Raw genomic sequence first — 17,793 nt, 5'->3', positions numbered from 1 at the left:
CGTACCGGAGGCGGGGAGCGCCGGAGCGTCACCACCACGACGCACCGCGCGCCCGGTCGTTGCCCGGGGCGGCGCCGGGTCCTAGGAAGCTGCTGAACGCTGTCGTCCGGCTCGTACGAGGTGGATGCCATGGGACTCCCAACCCCCAGGATCTCCGGCGGCGTCGCGGCCCTGGTACGCGCGGGCGGGGCCGGTCCGCGGCGCCCGGACCGGCACGGGCGGCCGGTCGACCGCGGGCAGGTGACCCGCTGATGGCCTCGATGGTCGGGGCGGCGGTCGTCCGCAAGGAGGACCCGGCGCTGCTCACCGGGCGCGGCCGCTTCGTGGACGACATCCGCCTGCCCGGCACGGCGCACATGGCCTTCGTGCGCAGCCCCCACGCGCACGCCCGGGTCCTCTCGATCGACACCGCGGCGGCTGCCGGGTCGCACGGTGTCCTCGGCGTCTGGACCGCGGCGGACCTGGCCGGGCTGCCGCCCACCCGGTCCCTGCCCGGCATGGAGCGGCCGTGCCTCGCCTCCGACACCGTCCGCTTCGTGGGCGAGCCGGTCGCCGTCGTCGTCGCCACCGACCGGTACCTGGCCGCCGACGCCGCGGCCGCCGTCGTCGTCGACTACGAGCCGCTGCCCGCGCTGACCACCGTCGAGGCCGCCATGGCGGAGGGCGCGGCGCCGATCGTGCCCGGTCAGAGCAGCAACGTGGTCCTCGCCCAGCAGATGACCGAGGACGACGCCGAGGCGGAGCTGGCGGCGGCGCCGCACCGCACCAGCCTGCGCATCCGCAACCAGCGGCTGGCCGCGGTCCCGATCGAGCCCGGCGGCTGCCTGGCGACCTGGGACTCCCACGCCCTCACGCTCCACGCGACGGTGCAGGCACCGCACCCGCTGCGCAACGAGCTGGCCGCGATGTTCGGTCTCGCCCAGCACGACACGCGGGTCGTGGCGCCCGACGTCGGCGGCGGTTTCGGCGCCAAGGCGAGCTTCTACCCCGAGTTCATCCTCACCGCCGAGCTCGCCCGGCGGCTGGGGCGCCCGGTCCAGTACGTCGAGTCCCGCAGCGAGAACCTCGTCTCGATGACGCACGGCCGCGCCCAGGTCCAGGACGTCGACGTCGGCTTCGACGACGAGGGCCGCGTGCTGGCCCTGCGCGTGGCGATCGTCCAGGACTGCGGGGCCTGGCCGGACCCGCTCGGGGCCGCGCTGCCCACCCTGACCGCCTACATGTCCGGCGGCTGCTACGGGATCGGCACGATCGCCGCGTCGTTCCGCAGCGTCGCGACCCACACGACGCCGGTCGCGGCGTACCGCGGGGCCGGCCGGCCGGAGGCCGCCTTCCTGATCGAGCGGGTCATGGACGTGGTCGCCGACGAGCTCGGCCGCGACCCGATCGACGTGCGCCGCGTCAACTTCATCCAGCCCGGCGAGATGCCCTACGCGACGCAGTGGCCGGGGATCGTCTACGACGAGAGCGACTACCCCGGGCTGCTCGACACCCTGCTCCGGCACCTCGACGTCGCGCAGCTCCGGCGGGAGGCCGAGGAGCGCCGGGCCGACCCGGGCCGGCCGCTGCTGGGCATCGGCTTCTCCAGCTTCGTCGAGATGGGCGGCTTCGGGCCCACGCCGCTGCTCGAGCAGTTCGGTTACGTCGGCGGCTGGGAGTCCTCGACCGTGCGGATGAACCCCGACGGCTCGGTGGTGGTGTCGGTCGGCACCAGCCCGCACGGCCAGGGGCACGAGACCGCCTTCGCCCAGATCGCCTCCGACGCCCTCGGCGGGGTACCGGTGGAGCGCATCACCGTGCGGCACGGCGACACGCACACCGTGCAGGAGGGCATCGGCACGATGGGCAGCCGCGCCATCCCGGTCTGCGGGCCGGCCGTGCAGCGCTCGGCCGGCAAGGTCCGGCACAAGCTGCTGCAGATCGCCGCCCACCTGCTCGAGGCCGACGAGGGCGACATCGAGCAGGACGGTGAGACCTTCTCCGTGCGGGGGACCCCGGGCACCGAGGTCCCGCTCGCCGAGGTCGCGCTCACCGCCTACAAGCCGCACAAGTGCCCCGAGGACATGGAGGTCGGCCTCCAGTTCATGGACTACTACGAGCCGACCAACCTCAGCTACCCCAGCGGCGCCCATGCCTGCGTGGTGGAGGTCGACCGCGACACCGGCCGCGTCCAGGTCCTCCGCTACGTCGCCGTCGACGACTGCGGCACCGTGATCAACCCGCTGACCGCCCGCGGCCAGGTCGAGGGCGGCCTGGCCCAGGGGATCGCCCAGGCGCTGCTGGAGGAGGTCGTCTACGACGCGGACGGCCAGCCGGTCACCGCCACGCTGGTCGACTACCAGGTGCCCGGCGCTCCCGACGTGCCGGCCATCGAGAGCCACCACATGGTGGTGCGCACGAGCTTCAACCCCCTCGGCGCCAAGGGGCTCGGTGAGTCCGGCGCGACGGCGGCACCCCAGGCGGTCGTCAACGCCGTCGTCGACGCGCTGTCGCACCTCGGCGTCCGGCACATCGACATGCCGTTGACGCCGTTCCGGGTGTGGACGGCGATGCACGACGGCGCGGGCAGCGGAACCGCCCGCGCGGCCGCCACCCCGCCGTCCGACCGGCCGCCCGGCGGGCCGGGCGGCGGTCCCGACGAGGCTGGACGGTGACCCCGTGAGACACGACGTGCACATGCGGGTGAACGGCGTCGCCACGCACGGCACCGTGGAGTCCCGGCAGCTCCTGGTGCACTACCTGCGCGAGACCCTGGGGCTCACCGGCACGCACGTGGGGTGCGACACCTCCAACTGCGGCGCCTGCACGGTGCTGCTCGACGGCGTCGCGGTGAAGTCGTGCACCGTCTTCACCGCTGCGGCCGACGGCGGGGAGGTGCTGACGGTCGAGGGCCTGGCCCACGACGGGGAGATGTCGCCGGTGCAGGAGGGCTTCCGGCAGTGCCACGGGCTGCAGTGCGGCTTCTGCACGCCGGGCATGGTGGTGGCGGCGACGGGGCTGCTGCTCGACCAGCCCCGGCCCACGGCCGAGGAGATCCGCGCGGGCCTCGAGGGCAACCTCTGCCGCTGCACCGGCTACCAGATGATCGTGGAGTCGGTGGCCTGGGCGCGGGACAACGGCGGCCCGGGCCCCATGGCCACCGCACACGCCGAACGCGCCGCTGAGGCGGGCCGGCGATGATCCCCGCCGCCTTCGACTACCTGCGCGCGGAGTCGCTGGACCATGCCGCATCGCTCAAGGCCGAGCGGGGGGACGACGCCACGTTCCTCGCCGGCGGGCACTCGCTGATCCCGCTGATGCGGTTCCGGCTGGCCGCGCCCGAGGCCCTGATCGACATCAGCGGCCTCGGTGAGCTGCGGAGGCTGGAGCAGACCGACGGGTCGGTGCGCCTGGGCGCCGGGCTGCGCTACCGCGACCTGGAGGCCTCCCCGGTGGTACGGGGACGAGTGCCGTTGCTGGCCGCCGCGGTGGCCACCGTGGGCGACCGGCAGGTACGCGCCCGCGGGACCATCGGCGGCGCCGTGATGCACGGCGACCCGGCGGCCGACGTCCCGGCGGTGCTCGTGGCCCTGGACGCGACGCTGCTGCTGCGGGGGCCCGGCGGCGACCGCGAGATCGCCGCGACCGGCTTCTTCGTCGACTTCTGGCAGACCGCGGCCGAGCCCGACGAGGTCCTGGTCGAGGTCCGCGTCCCGGCAGTGCCCGGGCGGGCGTGGAGCTTCCAGAAGTTCCGCCAGCGCAGCCAGGACTGGGCCACCGTCGGCGTCGCCGTCCAGCAGGCGGCTGACGGCGCGTTGGCGGTCGGGCTGGTCAACATGGCGCCGGTTCCCCTGCGGGCGCGTGCGGTCGAGCAGGCGCTGGCCGAGGGGGCCGGCATCGACGCCGCGGCCACCCGCGCCGCCGAGGGCGCCAGCCCGCCGTCGGACCTGCGCGCCGACGCGGCCTACCGCTCCCACCTCGCGCAGGTGCTCACCGCCCGGGCGCTGAGGGAGGCGGACGCCGGCGCGCACCGGTCGGGGTGACCGGACCGGCACCGCGGCGCCTCCTGGAACCTGCGGCAGGCCTCCGGCGCCCGCGCCGGCGACGAGGGGTGGCCGGCGGCGCTCGCGCACGCCTTCTGCGGTACCGGGCGGGTCGATAGCGTCCAGGCCCCGGCACCGCGCAGCGGCGGTGCGTGCCCGCGAGGCCGCGAGGCCGCGCCGGCCGGGAGCCACGACGGAGGAGGACCCATGTCTCCCCAGGACGAGCCCACGCGATCACCCGCCCCCCGCCCCCGGGAGGAGCCCCGCAGCCTCCGGGTCGTGGTGCTCGGGGCCGGCTTCGGCGGCCTCGAGCTCAGCACCCGGCTGTCCGAGGAGCTCGGCGACGACGTCGACGTCGTGCTCGTCGACCGCCGCGACGGGTTCGTGTTCGGCTTCTCCAAGCTCGACGTGATGTTCGGCCGCACCACCGAGGACGCCGTCTGGCACCGGTACCGCGACATCGACGAGCCGGGCGTCCGCTTCGTGCAGACGACGGTCCGCGCGATCGACCCCCGGGCGCGGCGCGTGGAGACCGACGCCGGCACTCTCGACGCCGACGTCCTGGTGGTGGCGCTCGGCGCGGACCTGCACCCGGAGGCGACCCCCGGGCTGGTCGAGTGCGGCTCCGAGTTCTACACCGAGGCCGGCGCCTTCGCGCTGCGCCGGCAGCTGGCGGGGTTCTCCGGCGGGCACGTCGTCGTGGGGGTCACCTCGACGCCGTTCAAGTGCCCGCCCGCGCCCAGCGAGACGGCGCTGCTGCTCGACCAGTACTTCACCGACCGGGGCATGCGCGACGCCGTGCGGATCTCGCTGGTGACCCCGCTCGGCTCGCCCATCCCGCCGTCCCCGGCGGCGTCGCAGGCGCTGCTGGCCACGTTCGCCGAGCGCGGGATCGAGTTCCTGCCGGACCGGGTCGTGCGGTCCCTCGACCCCGGCCGCAGGGTCGCCGTCCTCGCCGACGGCGACGAGATCGCCTTCGACCTGTTCCTCGGGGTGCCGGTGCACCGGGCGCCGGACGTCGTCGTCGCGTCCGGGCTCGCCGTCGACGGGTGGGTGCCCGTGGACCCGCGCACCCTGGAGACGGCGTTCCCCGGCGTCTACGCCGTCGGCGACGTCACCAGCGTCGGCACGCCGAAGGCCGGGGTGTTCTCCGAGCGGCAGGCCGGCGTCGTGGCCGACCGGATCGTCGCGCTGGCGCGGGGCGGCGACGCGGCCGGCCAGTACGACGGCCGCGGCATCTGCTACCTGGAGTACGGCCGCGACGAGGTCGCCAAGGTCGACGTCACCTTCGTCGCCGGGGCGGCACCGACCGGGACGTTCGACCCGCCGTCGCTCGCCAACTCCGCGGAGAAGGCCGAGTTCGGGGCCAGCCGGGTGCGCCGGTGGTTCCGCGAGCCCGTGCCGGCGGCCGGGCCGTGAGTGCGCTGCGGGCGCGGTGGGCGGCGGGGGAGGCCTGCCACGGCCTGTGGAGCCAGCTCCCTGGTGCGGTGACGGCGGAGCTGCTGGCCCGGGCCGGCGCCGACTTCGTCGTCCTGGACCTGCAGCACGGCCCGCTCGGGGAGGCGGAGCTGCCGGGCGTCACCGCCGCGGTCGTCGCGGCGGGCTCCGTGCCCCTGGTGCGCACCCGCAGTCCGGACGCCGCCGACGTCGGGCGCCCGCTGGACCTCGGCGCGCACGGGGTCATCGTACCCAGCGTCCGGGACGCCGCCCACGCCCGCGACGTCGTCGCGAGCTGCCGCTACGGGCCCGTCGGCACCCGGTCCATCGGGCGGCTGTCCGGTGGGTCCGACCAGCCGCTGGTGGTGGTCATGGTCGAGACGGCCGGCGCGCTCGACGAGCTCGACGCCATCCTCGCCATCGAGGGGCTGGACGGGGTGTACGTGGGCCCGGCCGACCTGTCGCTGGCCCTCGGCCGGGCCGACGAGGGCAGCCGGGAGCACGTGCGCGGCGTCCTCTCCTCGATCGTGGCGCGGGCGGTGGCCGCCGGCGTCCCGGTCGGGGTGCACGCGTTCAGCGGGTCGGAGGCCGCGGGGTACGCCGCCGAGGGCGCCACGATCGTCACCGCGGCCATGGACACCACCTGCTTGAGCGCGGTCGTGCGGGAGCACCTGCGGGTCGCCCGGGGGAGCTAGGGGGCGGGTGGGACACGGCGGTACCAGTCGCGGAGCCGGGTGAACCCCTCGTCGAGGCCCACCCGGGGCCGCCACCCCAGAGCGGCCCGGGTCCGTCTCTGGTCGAACCAGTGGGCGGTGGCCAGCTGCTCGGCGAGGAAACGGGTGATCGGGGGGATCCGCCGCCGGCCGGTCACCGCCCAGACGCCCTCGACGACCGCCCCGGCCGAGTAGGCCGCCGCGAAGGGCACCCGGCGGTGCGGCTCGGGGACGCCGGCGGCCCGGCAGAGCCGGCCGACGACCTCCGCGACCGGCCGCGGCTCCCCGTTCGAGACGACCAGGGCCTCGCCGTGCACCGGGCCGCACGCGTCCACGGCGGCCACCAGGGCCGCGGCGGCGTTGTCGACGTAGGTCGTGTCGATGAGCGCGGCGCCCGAGCCGATCACCGGCAGCCGCCCGGCCCGGGCCCGCGCGACGACGCGCGCCACGAGCTGGGTGTCGCCGGGGCCCCACACCAGGTGGGGGCGGATGGCCAGCACGGCGAGGGACGGGGAGTCCGTCGCCAGCGCGGCCACCTCGGCCAGTGCCTTGGACCGGGCATACCGTCCCCGGGCCTGCGAAGGGGCGGCCGGCTCGGCGCCGACGCCGGGGAGTGCCGACCCGGCGTGCGCCACCGACGGGGAGGAGACGTGCACCAGCCGGCCGACGCCCGCGGCCCGGCAGGCCGCGACGACGGCGCGGGTGCCGTCGACGTTCGCGGCCACGTACTCCGCCCACGGGCCGGTCACGTCCACCTTCGCGGCCAGGTGCAGCACGGCGTCCTGACCCCGGACGGCGCGGCCGACGACGGCCGGGTCGGCGACGTCCCCCAGCACCTCCCGGCACGGCAGGCCGGACGGACGGCGCTGCAGCACCGTCACCTCGTCGCCGCGCTCCAGCAGGCCGGTCGCCGTCGCCCGTCCGAGCATGCCGCTCGCGCCGGTGACCAGGACCCTCACGGCCGCGGCGCCCGCGCGCCGGCGAGCACCCGCGCGGCGCGGCGGGCGACCTCGCCGCGGTCCACCTTCGACTGGTGCCGGATGTCCACCGGCAGCTCCGGGCAGGTCAGCACCGCGGCGACGTCGACGCCGGCGACCGCCCGGACGGCGTCGGCCAGGTCCAGGTCCGCCAGGCGCAGCCGGGACCTCCGTACGCCCGGCCGGGCATGCCGCCCGGTCGGGACTCCGCCGGAGGGCACGACGACGACCACGGCGACCTGCGCCCCGGCCGGCCCGACGCCGACGGCCGCCGCGGCCGACACGCCGTCGAGCCGCTCCACCCGCTGCTCGATCCCGACGGGGGTCACCGCACCCGAGGCCGTGGTGAGGACGTGCTGCAGGCGTCCCTCGATCCAGAGCCGGCCGCCGGTGTCGAGGTGCCCGACGTCCCCGGTGCGGTGCCACCCGGGCTCCCGGGACGTCTCCCGATCGAGGGCCCAGAGCGCGTCGTACCGGTCCTTGACGTGCGCCGCCCGCACGCAGACCTCGCCGGGGACGCCGGGACGGTCGGTGAGCGGGCCGTCGGCCCGGCCGTCGGGGGACAGCGGGCTGATCCGCACGGCGACGCCCGGCAACGGCGTCCCCACGCAGACGCCCTCTCCCTCGCCCGCGGCCTCGACGGCGGCCAGGGAGACGTCCGTGACCGGCAGGACCTCGGTCATCCCGTAGGGCGTGTGCGCGTCGGCGGCGGGCAGGACCGCCGTCAGGGAGCGCAGCAGGGACGCCGGGACGGGCGCGCCGGCGGACACGAGCAGCCGGACGCCGGCCAGCCCCGTCCGCTGCTCCGGGGAGAGGCCGTCCCCCGTGGCCACCACGCGACGCAGCGCCGCGGGGGAGGCGAACACCACCGTGGCGTCGACGGCCGCCACGGCGCCGGCCAGCGCGGTCGCGGTCAGCGATCCCGGCGCCGTCACGTCGACGTCGGGGACCGCCGACCCGATGCCCAGGGCGGGCCCGAGCAGCGCGAACGGCGCGAAGGCGGCCACCAGCCGGTCCCGGGGCGTGAGCCCGTAGGTGGAGCGCACCAGCTCGAGCTGCGCGGCGGCCTGGCGGTGCGTGTAGACGACGCCCTTCGCCGGCCCGGTCGCCCCCGAGGTGAACAGCACGGCGCAGTCGGCGTCCAGCGGAGCCGGTGCCGGTGCCGGTGCGGTCCGGCCGAGCGCCTCCAGGTCGTCCAGCGTGGCGGTCGCCCCCAGGGCGCGCCGGACGGCGGGGCCCGGCGCGCCGGCCGCGATGCGCCTGCCGGGCAGGCCCATCAGCCGCGCCGCGGCCAGACCCGTACGGCCGCCGATCACGGAGTCGACCGCCGCACTGCGCAGGGCCCGGCGCATCCCGGCGAACCCCAGGCCCTTGTCGGCCACGACGACCACGGCGCCGGCGCGCCACACCGCGTACACCGCCGCGGTCAGGTCGGCCGAGGGCTCCACGAGCAGCGCGACGCGGTGGCCCGGACCGATCCCCGACGCCGCCAGGCCGGCGGCCAGGTGCCGCACGCGGCGGGCCAGCCGGGACCAGCTCACCGTCGAGCCGCCGACCTCGACGACGGCCGCCGCGTCGTCGTCCGCCCGCGCGTCCAGCGCGGACCACAGCCGGCGGGCGGCTCCACCGGCAGGGGCCGCCGGTGGCTCGGGCTCCGTGCGGGGGGAGCCGAGGTCGGTCACCCACCGCGCCACCGCCTCGGCGTACCGGGGGGCGTCCTCGGGGAGCAGGTGGGAGGCGCCCGCGTAGCGGTGCAGCCGGGCGTGCGGCAGGCGGCGGCGCAGGTCGGTCAGGTACCGCTCGCCGAAGACGGGGTCGCGGGGACCCCACAGCAGCAGGGCCGGGACGTCGAGACCGCGGATCCCCTCGGCGATCGCCTCCTGCGCCGGGCGGGAGGGATGGCCCGGCGCGAAGGGGATGTCGGCGACGAAGTCGCCCACGGACCGGCGGCGCGCCGGCGAGCGGTAGGGCGCGGCGAACGCGCGGCGCACGTCGACGGGCAGGGCGGGCCGGGACAGCGCCGTCGCCGCCCGGACGAAGACCGGGGTGCCGACGGTGACGGCGGCGCGCACGCCGGGCAGGTGCGCCATCCGGATGAGGGCCGGCCCCCGGTCGCCCTCCGGCATGGCGACGGCGGTGTTGGCGAGGACGACGCCGCGCAGGTCCTTCCGGTGCTCCAGCGCCCACCCGAGGGAGATCACGCCGCCCCAGTCGTGCCCGACGGTGACCACCGGGCCGCTGACGCCGAGGGCGGTGGTGAGGTCGCCGAGGTCGGCGACCCGCTGCCGCAACGACCGTGGGCCGGGCAGCCGGTCGGACCAGCCCATGCCGAGCTGGTCGGGGGCGACCACCCGCCACCCGGGTGGTGCGGCCGCCAGCAGCCGGCGCCACAGGTAGGACCAGGTGGGGTTGCCGTGGACGCACAGCAGCGTGCCCGCCGGGTCCCGGACGCCGTTGTCGAGGACGTGCCAGGTGTGCTCCGCGCCGGTGTCGTCGGCGACGACCACGGTGCGGGACCACGCGGGATCCAGGCCCGGAGGGGGCGGCGGGCAGCCGGCCACGTCCTCCGCCGTCACCAGGCGATCTCGAGGCACGAGACGTTGAGGCCCGAGCCGATGCCCATGAGGAGCACCCGGTCGCCGTCGACGAGGGAGTCCTGCACGCCGGCCAGCGTGTAGGGGACCGACGCCGGCCCCAGGTTGCCCCGCGTCGGGAACGTCGTCGGCACCAGCGCCGGGTCGATCGAGAACCGGTCGCACATCGCCTTGGTGTGCACCTTGGAGACCTGGTGGACGATGTAGCGGCTCATGCCGCCGGCCCAGTCGACCTCCGCCGCGGCGTCCGCCCACATGTCCTCGGACAGCCGCAGCCCGGCGTCGAGGAGCCCCTTGAGGTCGGTCCGCATGATGTCGTTGTCACCGACGCACAGCTCGTGGTGCTCGGTTCCCGCCCGGCTGACGGACGCGACGAGGCGGTGGCCCTCCGGGTGCCGGTCGGCCCGGCCCAGCACCATGGCGACGGCACCGGAGCCCAGGGTCAGGGTGGCGAACTGGGACAGCACGTCGCGCGACACCGTCTCCGGGCTGTGCAACCGGTCGATGGTGCGTTCCTGGACCGGCCGCGAGTCCTCGCCGTTGACGATCAGCGCGTGGTCGACCAGGCCGGACTCGATCATGGCGGCGGCGAGTTCCATGCCGTTGACGAAGCCGAGACAGGCGTTCGTGACGTCGAAGTTCTGACACCAGCGCGGCAGGCCGAGTGCGTGGTGGACGGCGACCGCGGTGGAGGGCTCGAGGTACCGGCGGCTGACCGAGGTGTTGATCATCACGCCGATGCCGGCCGGGTCGACCCCGCTCTCGCTGATCGCCTTGGCGCCGGCCGCGGCCGCGCCGTCGACGAAGGTGACGCCCTCGCCCCACCAGCGGCGCTCCCGGATGCCGGCGAGTCGTTCGAGCAGGCCGGGCCGCAGCCCCACCCGCCGGTAGGTCTCGGCGAGCGCGTCGTCGAGCGCGTCGGAGGTGACGACCTGGGTGGCGTCCGCCGTCTGCAGCGAGAGGACCGCCGTGTTGCCGAACCGGTGTGTGCTGTTCTCGCTCATGTGTGGAGTCCACTCCTCGGGAAGGGCCGACTCCCTCTTCGCGCCGCCCTCGGTGCGACGGGCACTACCCGACCGGCGCACCGCCATTCCGCCGACCCGCCCGGGCCTCGCGCCGGCCCTCGCCCGCCGACGCACCGCCGCGACGGCCCATGGTCGGGAGGCCCCGGGCCCTTGGTCACGGCACCCGGGGTCGTTGGTCATGACCCTCGGGTGTGTCGCGCGGGCTGCGCAGCAACCGCGTGACATCCGGGTCGGCCAGCCAGCAGCATCTGCCCAGCTCCGTCATGGGGGTCCTGGCCAGCCGGGTGAGCGAGGTGGCGTCGGTGACGGACCTGACGACGGCCCGAGCTCCCGGTCAGGACGAGCCGGACCTGCCGCCCGACGTCCCCGAACCGCGGGAGCCGCGAGTGGACGGTCCGCCGTCCGCCGACGGCCTGGCGCTGACCCGCCTGCTCAGCCTGGCCCGGCTCACGCCCCCGCAGGCCCTGGAGCTCGGGGCGGCTGTGGTCGCGGAGGCGGCGGGGCGACGGGATCCGGACACCGGAGGAGCGGAGGACGGCCGGGTCGTCGTGGAGCAGGCCGTCGTCGGTGCCGACGGGCGGGTGGCCCTCGGCACCCCTGCCGACGGCGGGCGCGACGGGCGCCCCGGACCCGACCTCGGGGCGGTGCTCGCCGACGTCGCGGCCGCCGCCCGGCTCCGCGCCCGCCGCAGCGACCCGGCCGCCGAGCGGCTGCTGGCCCCGCTCGACCGGGCGGCGGCCGACCTGGCCATCGCAGGCGTCCCCGCCGTGGCCCGGGACCTCACGGAGGCGGCCGACGCGCTCGACCGCGCAGCCGTGCGCGCGGAGCTGGCCGCGCTGGTGCGCGCGGCCCGCGGGGCAGCGGCCCCGGGGACCGGCGCCGGTGCCCCCGTGAGCCCTCAGGGGCGGCGCGGCGCGGCCGCGGCGGGACGCGCGGGCGGCCGGGCGGGCGGCGGTGCCGGGCGGCGGATCGGCGCGTGGCTGCTGTCGGTGCTGGTCCTCGCCGGGGTCGTGACCCTGGAGGTGGTCCTGCTGCGCGACGACATCGCCACCGACATCGCCCTGCTCCTGGACGCCGGGCGGAGCGGGTCGGAGCCGTCGGCCGCGCCGGAGCCCGACGGCCTGCCGGTCGTGCCGCCCGCGCCCGCGGCGGCCGGGGCCGTGGCCGGGGTGGACCTGCGCCCGCTGGCGGCGTGCGCCCCGGACGCGCCCTGCGACCTGCGGCTGCTGGTGGAGCTGGTCCCGGGACCCGAGGCCCAGGTGGTCACCTGGTCCTACCGGGTCGTCGACCGGTGCACGGGCGCCACGGAGACCGCGCCGGGCGGAACCGTCACCGTGCCCGCCGGGGGGACCCGGGCCGCGGCCGTCGGCACCCTCCCGCTCCCGGCGCACCCGGCCGTGGCGGTGATCGCCGTCACCGACGCGCCGGCAGCCGCGGCGTCGGCACCGGTGCTCGTCGGCTCCTGCCGGCCCGACCCCGGGACCCGGTGACGCCATGCCGATCTCGGGACCTCCCGGGCCGCCGACGGACGGGCTGAGGGGCCGGCGCCGCACCCGCGAGCAGCGCCGGGCCCTCCGCAGCGGCGCGTTCGACCTGCTCGCGGTCCTGGCCGCGCTGGCGCTGGTCGGGCTGGGCCTGGTGAACCTGTACCTCGTCGGCGCCACCGAGCTCGCCGCGCGGCAGGCCGGCATCGCCATCGGCGGGGTCGTGGCCCTCGCGGCGTTCTGGCGGGTCCGCGTGCGCTACCTCGGCGTCCTGGGCTGGATCGCCTACGGCGCGGCCGTCCTGTTCCTCGTCGGCGTCCTCGCCATGGGGCTGTCCGCGAACGGCGCCACCCGGTGGTTCGCCATCGGCTCGCTGACCTTCCAGCCCTCGGAGCTGGCCAAGCTCGGGCTGCTCCTCGTCCTCGCGGCCGTCCTCGGCTCCGGCCGGCCGCCGTGGCAGCGCTTCGCGCTGGCGGTGCTGCTCGCCGTCGTGCCGATCGCGCTCACCCTGCTCCAGCCGGACCTCAGCACCACGACGCTGCTCGTCGTCCTGGCCGGGTCCATGCTGCTCATCGGCCGGATCCCGGCCCGGTTCCTGCTGCCCCTGGTCGCCGCGGCGGCGGTCGCCGCGCCGCTGCTCATCAGCCTGCTGCGGCCCTACCAGGTCGAGCGCCTCGGGACGTTCCTGGTCGGCGCGCACGAGTCCCCGACCGGCTCGGGCTGGGCGCTGCGGCAGGCGCACATCGCGGTGGGCTCCGGCGGGCTGTTCGGCCGGACCGACGACCCGCTGCGCGGCCTGCGCGCCCAGTACCTGCCCGAGCGGGACACCGACCTCGCCCTGGCCAGCCTCGTCGGGCAGCTGGGGCTGGTCGCCGGCGCGGCGGCGGTGCTGGCCGCGATCGTCCTCGTCTGGCGGCTCGCGCTGGCCAGCCGGACCTCACGCACCGTGCACGGCGCGCTCGTCGGCGGCGGGCTGGCCCTGCTCATGGGCGTCGAGATCGTCGTCTCGGTGGGGGCCAACCTGGGGCTCCTCCCGCTGGCCGGCGTCCCCTTCCCCCTGCTCAGCTACGGCGGCACGGCGCTGGTCGTGCACCTGGCCGCGATCGGCGTGGTCCTCGGCGTCCGGCGGGACGGCGCCCGGCGGCGGCTGTGGGCGCCGAACCGCCACCTCATGCGGCCGCGGCTGGTCCGGCTGATCGCGCTCGGCCTCTCGGTGCTGCTGATCTCCTTCGGGCTCTACGGATGGCGCCTGCAGCGCACCCAGGGCGAGGAGCTGCAGGTCGTTGGGCAGGAGCAGATGACCCGCTGCATCCGACTGCCCGCCGCCCGGGGGGCGATCACCGACCGGCACGGCGAGCCGCTGGCCGTGAACGCCGCGGACGTCGGCCGCGGCGTGGACCGGGTGCTCGTGGTGCCCGCCCTGCTGCGCACCCGGCCCGCGGACGTCGACCGGCTCGCCGACCTCGTCGGCCGGCCGCGTGCGGACCTGCAGACCCAGATCGCGACGACGGAGCCCACCACGCTGTCGCTGACGGTGGCCGAGGTGCCCCGCGCGGTGGGGGACGCCGTCAGCGCCGCCGGGATCGCCGCCGTGCTCGTCACCCCGGAGCCGCGCCGCACCTACCCCCAGGGCACCCTGCTCGGGCCGGTGCTCGGCTTCGCGGGAGTGGCCACGCCCGAGGACGAGGAGCGCTGGCCCGGCCTGCCCAACGCCGAGTTCGTCGGCCGCGCCGGTCTCGAGCAGCAGTACGACGCGGTCCTGCGCGGCATCAACGGGCAGCAGTGCGTGTACGTCGACCCGAAGGGCGTGCCGGCCGCCCTCGGGGAGCGGCGGGACCCGGTGCCCGGCGCCGAGCTGCGGCTGTCGATCGACCTGGGCCTGCAGCGTCTGCTCGACAGCCGCCTGGCCGCCGCCGTACGCGCGCAGCCCCGGCCGCAGGGAAAGATCGGCGCCGCGGTCGCGATGGACCCGCGGACGGGCCAGGTCCTCGCCATGGCCAGCACCCCGTCGTTCGACAACAACGTCTACGGGCCGCCGGTCGACACCGGGGCGCTGCAGGCCCTGGCCGACGCGCCCGGCTCCCCGATGCTCGAGCACGTGACCCAGGCCGTCGCGCCGCCCGGGTCGACGTTCAAGCTCGTCGTCGCCGCGGCCAACCAGGCCCACCCGGTGTTCGCGCCGGACCGCGCCATCCCCACCGGGGCCAGCTTCACCTACGGCGGGCACACGTTCGGCAACTGGAAGCCGATGGGGCCGATGGACCTGGTGGAGTCGCTCGCGATCTCCAACGACGTCTACTTCTACAAGCTCGCCCTCGCCCTCGGCGTCGACACGATCGCCGACACGGCCCGGACGCTCGGGGTGGGCGAGCCGACCGGGATCGACCTGCCCGCGGAGTCCGCCGGCTACCTCGGCACCCCGGAGTCGGTCGAGGCGAAGGGCGGCACCTGGTACGGCGGGTCCACCGTCATCCTCGGCATCGGCCAGGGCGAGCTGCAGGTCACGCCGCTGCAGAACGCCCGGTGGACCGCCGCCGTCGCCACCGGCAACCTGGTCACCCCGCGGCTGGGCATGGCGATCGGGTCGGACGCCGGCACGCTCACGGCGCTCCCCGCCCCGGCCGCGACGCCCCTGCCCTACGCCGCCGAGCTGGGGCCGGTCCAGGAGGGCATGCGGGCGGCGGTGACCGGCGGCACCGCCGTCCGGCTGGCCGACCTCCCGGAGCCGGCCGGCGCGAAGACCGGCACCGCGCAGGACGGCGGCCTGCGCGACGACGAGTACGACAACTGGATGTCGGCCGCGGCCCCGATGGGCGCCCCCGACATCGTGGTGACCGCGCTGGTGCAGGGGCCGGGCACGGGCGCGAACACCGCGCGGACCGTGGTGGCCGACGCGCTGCGGCACTACCTCGACCACCGGGCCGACGTCGTCGCCACCGGCCCGCTGCAGCTGCCGTGAGGGGTCAGCTCCGGCCGTAGGCCGCCAGCAGCGGGCGGTTGCGCAGCGCCCGCGCGGCGCCCTCGGCCACGCAGGTCAGCGGGTTCTCGGCCAGCTTGACCGGCAGGCCGAGGCTGCGCTCCAGCTCCTGGGCGAAGCCGGGGACCAGCGAGGACCCGCCGAACACCAGCACGCCCTCGGCCAGCACGTCGGCGATCGCCTGCGGCGGGAGGTCGTCCAGGGAGGCGGCCAGCGTCCGGACGATCTCGTCGGTGATCGGCCGGACGGCGTCGGCGACCTCGGTGGCCTGCACGGTCGCCAGCCGCGGCCGGCCGGTGGCGGCGTCGCGGCCCTGGACGACCAGCGAGCCGTTCAGGTCGGTCCCGGAGCGGACCTTGAGGTCCTCGGCCTCGAGCTCACCGACGTGCAGCTGGTGCTGCTCGCGCAGGTGGCGGGCGACGGCGGTCGTCATCTCGTCACCGCCCAGCTTGCTGGTCCGGTGGGCGAGGACGCCGCCGAAGCAGAACGCCACCGCCTCCGCCGTGCCACCCCCGACGTCGACGACCATGTGCACCCGTCGCTCCAGTGGGTCGATGCCACAGCCGACCGCACCCGCGATCGACTCGTCGAGCGCGGTGACCGGGCGGATGCCGGCCTCCTCCGCGGCCTCGAGCAGCGCGCGGTTCTCCAGCGCCGTCGAGCCGACGGGGACGCCGATCACGGCACGGACCGGGGCCCACACCCGCCGCCCGGCCTTCTGCAGGACCAGCCGCAGGTACAGCCGGGCGGTCTCCAGGTCGGTGACCACGCCGTCGTGCAGGGGACGCACGGGGGCGAACCGGGACGGGGCGCGGCCGAGGAGGTCGGCCGCCTCCTGCCCGACGGCGAGCACCCGTTCCCGGCGGGCGCCCCCGCGGCGCAGGAGCATGACGGTGGGTTCGTCGAAGACGATGCCGCGGCGGAGGTCGCTCACAACGGTGTTGGCGGTGCCGAGATCGATGCCGAGATCCACCCGTGCCTCCTGACCGCCGGCTGCCGCACCAGTCTGGGGGTGCGCCGGTGCCCGGTCCAGGCTCGGCGCCGCCGTCCGGGGAGGAATGTGGTCGGGCCCGTCTCGCGGCGGGACGTCAGCCGCGGGGGACATCGAGACCCAGGCGCCTCGGTCGTCGTCGGCCCGGCCGCCTGGTTAGTGCTCCTGCGGTGTTCTGCCCACTCTGGCGGTGCTGCACGACCGCAAGAGAGTGCGGGACACCGCAGGAGCCGGCCCCAGGGCGGGATGCCGAGGGCTCGCGCGGCGTCCCCCACCCGGAAGTCACCTTGCTGTCGAACTCAGCCGAAGGTGAAGACGAACGCCTCCGCGCCCGGCTGGAGGAACTCGATCTCGAACAGCCGGTCGACGACGGGCGGCGGCTGCCGGACCAGCTGGTACAGCCGCTGCTCGCCGAGCACCCCGCGGCCCTCGTCGTCCACGTCGTCGCCTCCGGCCGGGCCCGGTGGCCGGCCGTCGAGGAGCACCCGGAAGGGCACGGCGGCGTCCGGCGCCGCCGGGCCCATGACGAGGTGGACGTCGCGGGCCGAGAAGTGGTGGGCGATCCGCCCGCCCTCGCCGGCGAGCACGGCCGCCTCGGGCCCGACGGTCCAGGTCCCGGACAGCGCCCAGGTGTTCAGCCGCAGCCGCTCCGGGACGGAGTACGCGCTCGGGGCGTCGGGCACCAGCCCCGGGGGCGAGGCGAAGCCCGTGGTGCGCGCGGAGCCGAGGTAGGTCTCGCCCGACTGCAGGTGGTCCCAGTCCGCCTCGGCCTCGACGCCCTCGCCGCGGACCGAGACGAACGGCTCACCGAGCAGGTCGACGCCGGACTCGGCCAGCAGCCGCCGGATCACCAGCTCCGACTGCATGAAGTCGCCCTCGCCGAAGCGGTGGTGACGGAGGTGCCCCGTGGCGTCGACGAAGTACAGCGCCGGCCAGTAGTGGTTGGCGAAGGCCTCCCAGACGGCGTAGTCGCTGTCGAGCGCGACCGGGTAGGAGATGCCGGTGCGCTCGACCGCCCGGCGGACGTTGTCCACGTCCCGCTCGAAGGAGAACTCCGGCGTGTGCACGCCGAGGACGACCAGCCCCCGGTCGCGGTACTTCTCGTCCCACGCGCGGACGTGGGCGAGCGTGCGGATCCAGTTGATGCAGGTGTAGGTCCAGAAGTCCACGACGACGACCCGCCCGCGCAGCCCGTCCGCCGTCAGCGGCGCCGAGTTGAGCCAGCCGGTCGCACCGTCCAGCGACGGCATCCGGCTCTCCGTGCGCAGCAGACCTGCGATGGCCATGTCGTTCCCCTCACCGGCGGTGGTGGTGGCTCAGTGACGCGGTTCCGGGACCGGGGGTCTGCGCAGCGACCGGAAGCCCGCGCGGAGCTCCTCGGTGAACAGTCGTGGCTGCTCCCAGGCGGCGAAGTGCCCGCCGCGGTCGAGCCGGTTGTAGTGGACCAGGCCGGGATAGGCGCGCTCGGTCCAGCTGCGCGGGGCCTGGTACTGCTCGCCGGGGAAGACGCTGACGGCGACCGGGATGGTGACGCCCTTGGCGTCGAAGAAGCCGCCGCGGTACTCCCAGTACA

The 17,793-nt window shown here is 76.5% G+C and carries 12 protein-coding genes and 1 pseudogene; 7 read left to right on the top strand and 6 right to left on the bottom strand.

The annotated features are described in order from the left end of the window. The first annotated feature begins 251 nt into the window (after nucleotides 1–251). The 5 genes from ACI784_RS23150 (at nucleotide 252) to ACI784_RS23130 (ending at nucleotide 6,154) form a co-directional block, all read left to right on the top strand. Nucleotides 252–2,654, top strand: a complete 2,403-nt coding sequence (locus tag ACI784_RS23150) for a xanthine dehydrogenase family protein molybdopterin-binding subunit (RefSeq protein ID WP_457015080.1) — start codon at nucleotides 252–254, stop codon at nucleotides 2,652–2,654. Nucleotides 2,655–2,658: 4 nt separating this feature from the next. Then, a complete protein-coding gene (locus ACI784_RS23145) occupies nucleotides 2,659–3,180 on the top strand; it encodes a (2Fe-2S)-binding protein (RefSeq protein ID WP_456925511.1) in 522 nt (173 codons plus the stop codon). After that, complete coding sequence (locus ACI784_RS23140; RefSeq protein WP_457015079.1) at nucleotides 3,177–4,022, top strand: FAD binding domain-containing protein; 846 nt, start codon at nucleotides 3,177–3,179, stop codon at nucleotides 4,020–4,022. The genes ACI784_RS23145 and ACI784_RS23140 overlap by 4 nt, the downstream gene beginning before the upstream one ends. A 279-nt stretch (nucleotides 4,023–4,301) precedes the next feature. Then, nucleotides 4,302–5,441: an NAD(P)/FAD-dependent oxidoreductase gene (locus tag ACI784_RS23135; protein WP_457015078.1), complete on the top strand. Its 1,140-nt coding sequence runs from the start codon at nucleotides 4,302–4,304 to the stop codon at nucleotides 5,439–5,441. Beyond that, nucleotides 5,405–6,154, top strand: coding sequence for an HpcH/HpaI aldolase family protein (locus ACI784_RS23130; protein WP_457015077.1), 750 nt, complete (start codon nucleotides 5,405–5,407; stop codon nucleotides 6,152–6,154). Before ACI784_RS23135 ends, ACI784_RS23130 begins: the two co-directional genes overlap by 37 nt. Here the strand turns inward: ACI784_RS23130 and ACI784_RS23125 are convergent. The 3 genes from ACI784_RS23125 to ACI784_RS23115 are packed head-to-tail and all read right to left on the bottom strand — an operon-like array spanning nucleotide 6,151 to nucleotide 10,747. Next, nucleotides 6,151–7,131 (bottom strand): NAD-dependent epimerase/dehydratase family protein, encoded by a 981-nt coding sequence (locus ACI784_RS23125; RefSeq protein WP_457015076.1) that lies wholly within the window; start codon nucleotides 7,129–7,131, stop codon nucleotides 6,151–6,153. The two genes, ACI784_RS23130 and ACI784_RS23125, sit on opposite strands and share 4 nt — an antisense overlap. Further along, a complete protein-coding gene (locus ACI784_RS23120) occupies nucleotides 7,128–9,725 on the bottom strand; it encodes an alpha/beta fold hydrolase (protein ID WP_457015074.1) in 2,598 nt (865 codons plus the stop codon). The genes ACI784_RS23125 and ACI784_RS23120 overlap by 4 nt, the downstream gene beginning before the upstream one ends. Further along, on the bottom strand, nucleotides 9,722–10,747 hold the full coding sequence (locus ACI784_RS23115) for a 3-oxoacyl-ACP synthase III (RefSeq protein WP_456925517.1): 1,026 nt from the start codon (nucleotides 10,745–10,747) through the stop codon (nucleotides 9,722–9,724). Before ACI784_RS23115 ends, ACI784_RS23120 begins: the two co-directional genes overlap by 4 nt. Nucleotides 10,748–11,070: 323 nt before the next feature. Here ACI784_RS23115 and ACI784_RS23110 point away from each other — a divergent pair, with 323 nt between their 5' ends. Both ACI784_RS23110 and ACI784_RS23105 read left to right on the top strand, forming a co-directional pair. Then, on the top strand, nucleotides 11,071–12,258 hold the full coding sequence (locus tag ACI784_RS23110) for a hypothetical protein (protein ID WP_457015073.1): 1,188 nt from the start codon (nucleotides 11,071–11,073) through the stop codon (nucleotides 12,256–12,258). Nucleotides 12,259–12,262: 4 nt separating this feature from the next. Further along, nucleotides 12,263–15,211 (top strand): FtsW/RodA/SpoVE family cell cycle protein, encoded by a 2,949-nt coding sequence (locus ACI784_RS23105; RefSeq protein WP_457015072.1) that lies wholly within the window; start codon nucleotides 12,263–12,265, stop codon nucleotides 15,209–15,211. Between the two features lie 4 nt (nucleotides 15,212–15,215). Here the strand turns inward: ACI784_RS23105 and ACI784_RS23100 are convergent, their stop codons facing one another. From ACI784_RS23100 to ACI784_RS23090, 3 genes and pseudogenes are all read right to left on the bottom strand, one after another. Continuing rightward, nucleotides 15,216–16,202, bottom strand: a complete 987-nt coding sequence (locus ACI784_RS23100; protein WP_456925520.1) for a rod shape-determining protein — start codon at nucleotides 16,200–16,202, stop codon at nucleotides 15,216–15,218. Between the two features lie 317 nt (nucleotides 16,203–16,519). After that, nucleotides 16,520–17,506 carry a thioredoxin family protein gene (locus tag ACI784_RS23095; RefSeq protein ID WP_457015071.1) on the bottom strand — a complete coding sequence of 329 codons (987 nt, stop codon included), beginning with the start codon at nucleotides 17,504–17,506 and terminating at the stop codon, nucleotides 16,520–16,522. Nucleotides 17,507–17,536: 30 nt separating this feature from the next. Then, a pseudogene (locus tag ACI784_RS23090) lies at nucleotides 17,537–17,793 on the bottom strand (hypothetical protein); the annotation flags it as partial.

It is taken from the genome of Geodermatophilus sp. SYSU D01186 (assembly GCF_054050215.1).
The sequence above is the reverse complement of the archived record's forward strand: the minus strand, read 5'-3'. Positions and strand labels throughout refer to the sequence as shown.

What these genes read in the sequence shown, in the direction of transcription:
- ACI784_RS23150 (WP_457015080.1), top strand. Translation starts at nt 252, where the DNA reads ATGGCCTCGATGGTCGGGGCGGCGGTCGTCCGCAAGGAGGACCCGGCG.
- ACI784_RS23140 (WP_457015079.1), top strand. Translation starts at nt 3,177, where the DNA reads ATGATCCCCGCCGCCTTCGACTACCTGCGCGCGGAGTCGCTGGACCAT.
- ACI784_RS23095 (WP_457015071.1), bottom strand. Translation starts at nt 17,506, where the DNA reads ATGGCCATCGCAGGTCTGCTGCGCACGGAGAGCCGGATGCCGTCGCTG.
- ACI784_RS23115 (WP_456925517.1), bottom strand. Translation starts at nt 10,747, where the DNA reads ATGAGCGAGAACAGCACACACCGGTTCGGCAACACGGCGGTCCTCTCG.
- ACI784_RS23105 (WP_457015072.1), top strand. Translation starts at nt 12,263, where the DNA reads ATGCCGATCTCGGGACCTCCCGGGCCGCCGACGGACGGGCTGAGGGGC.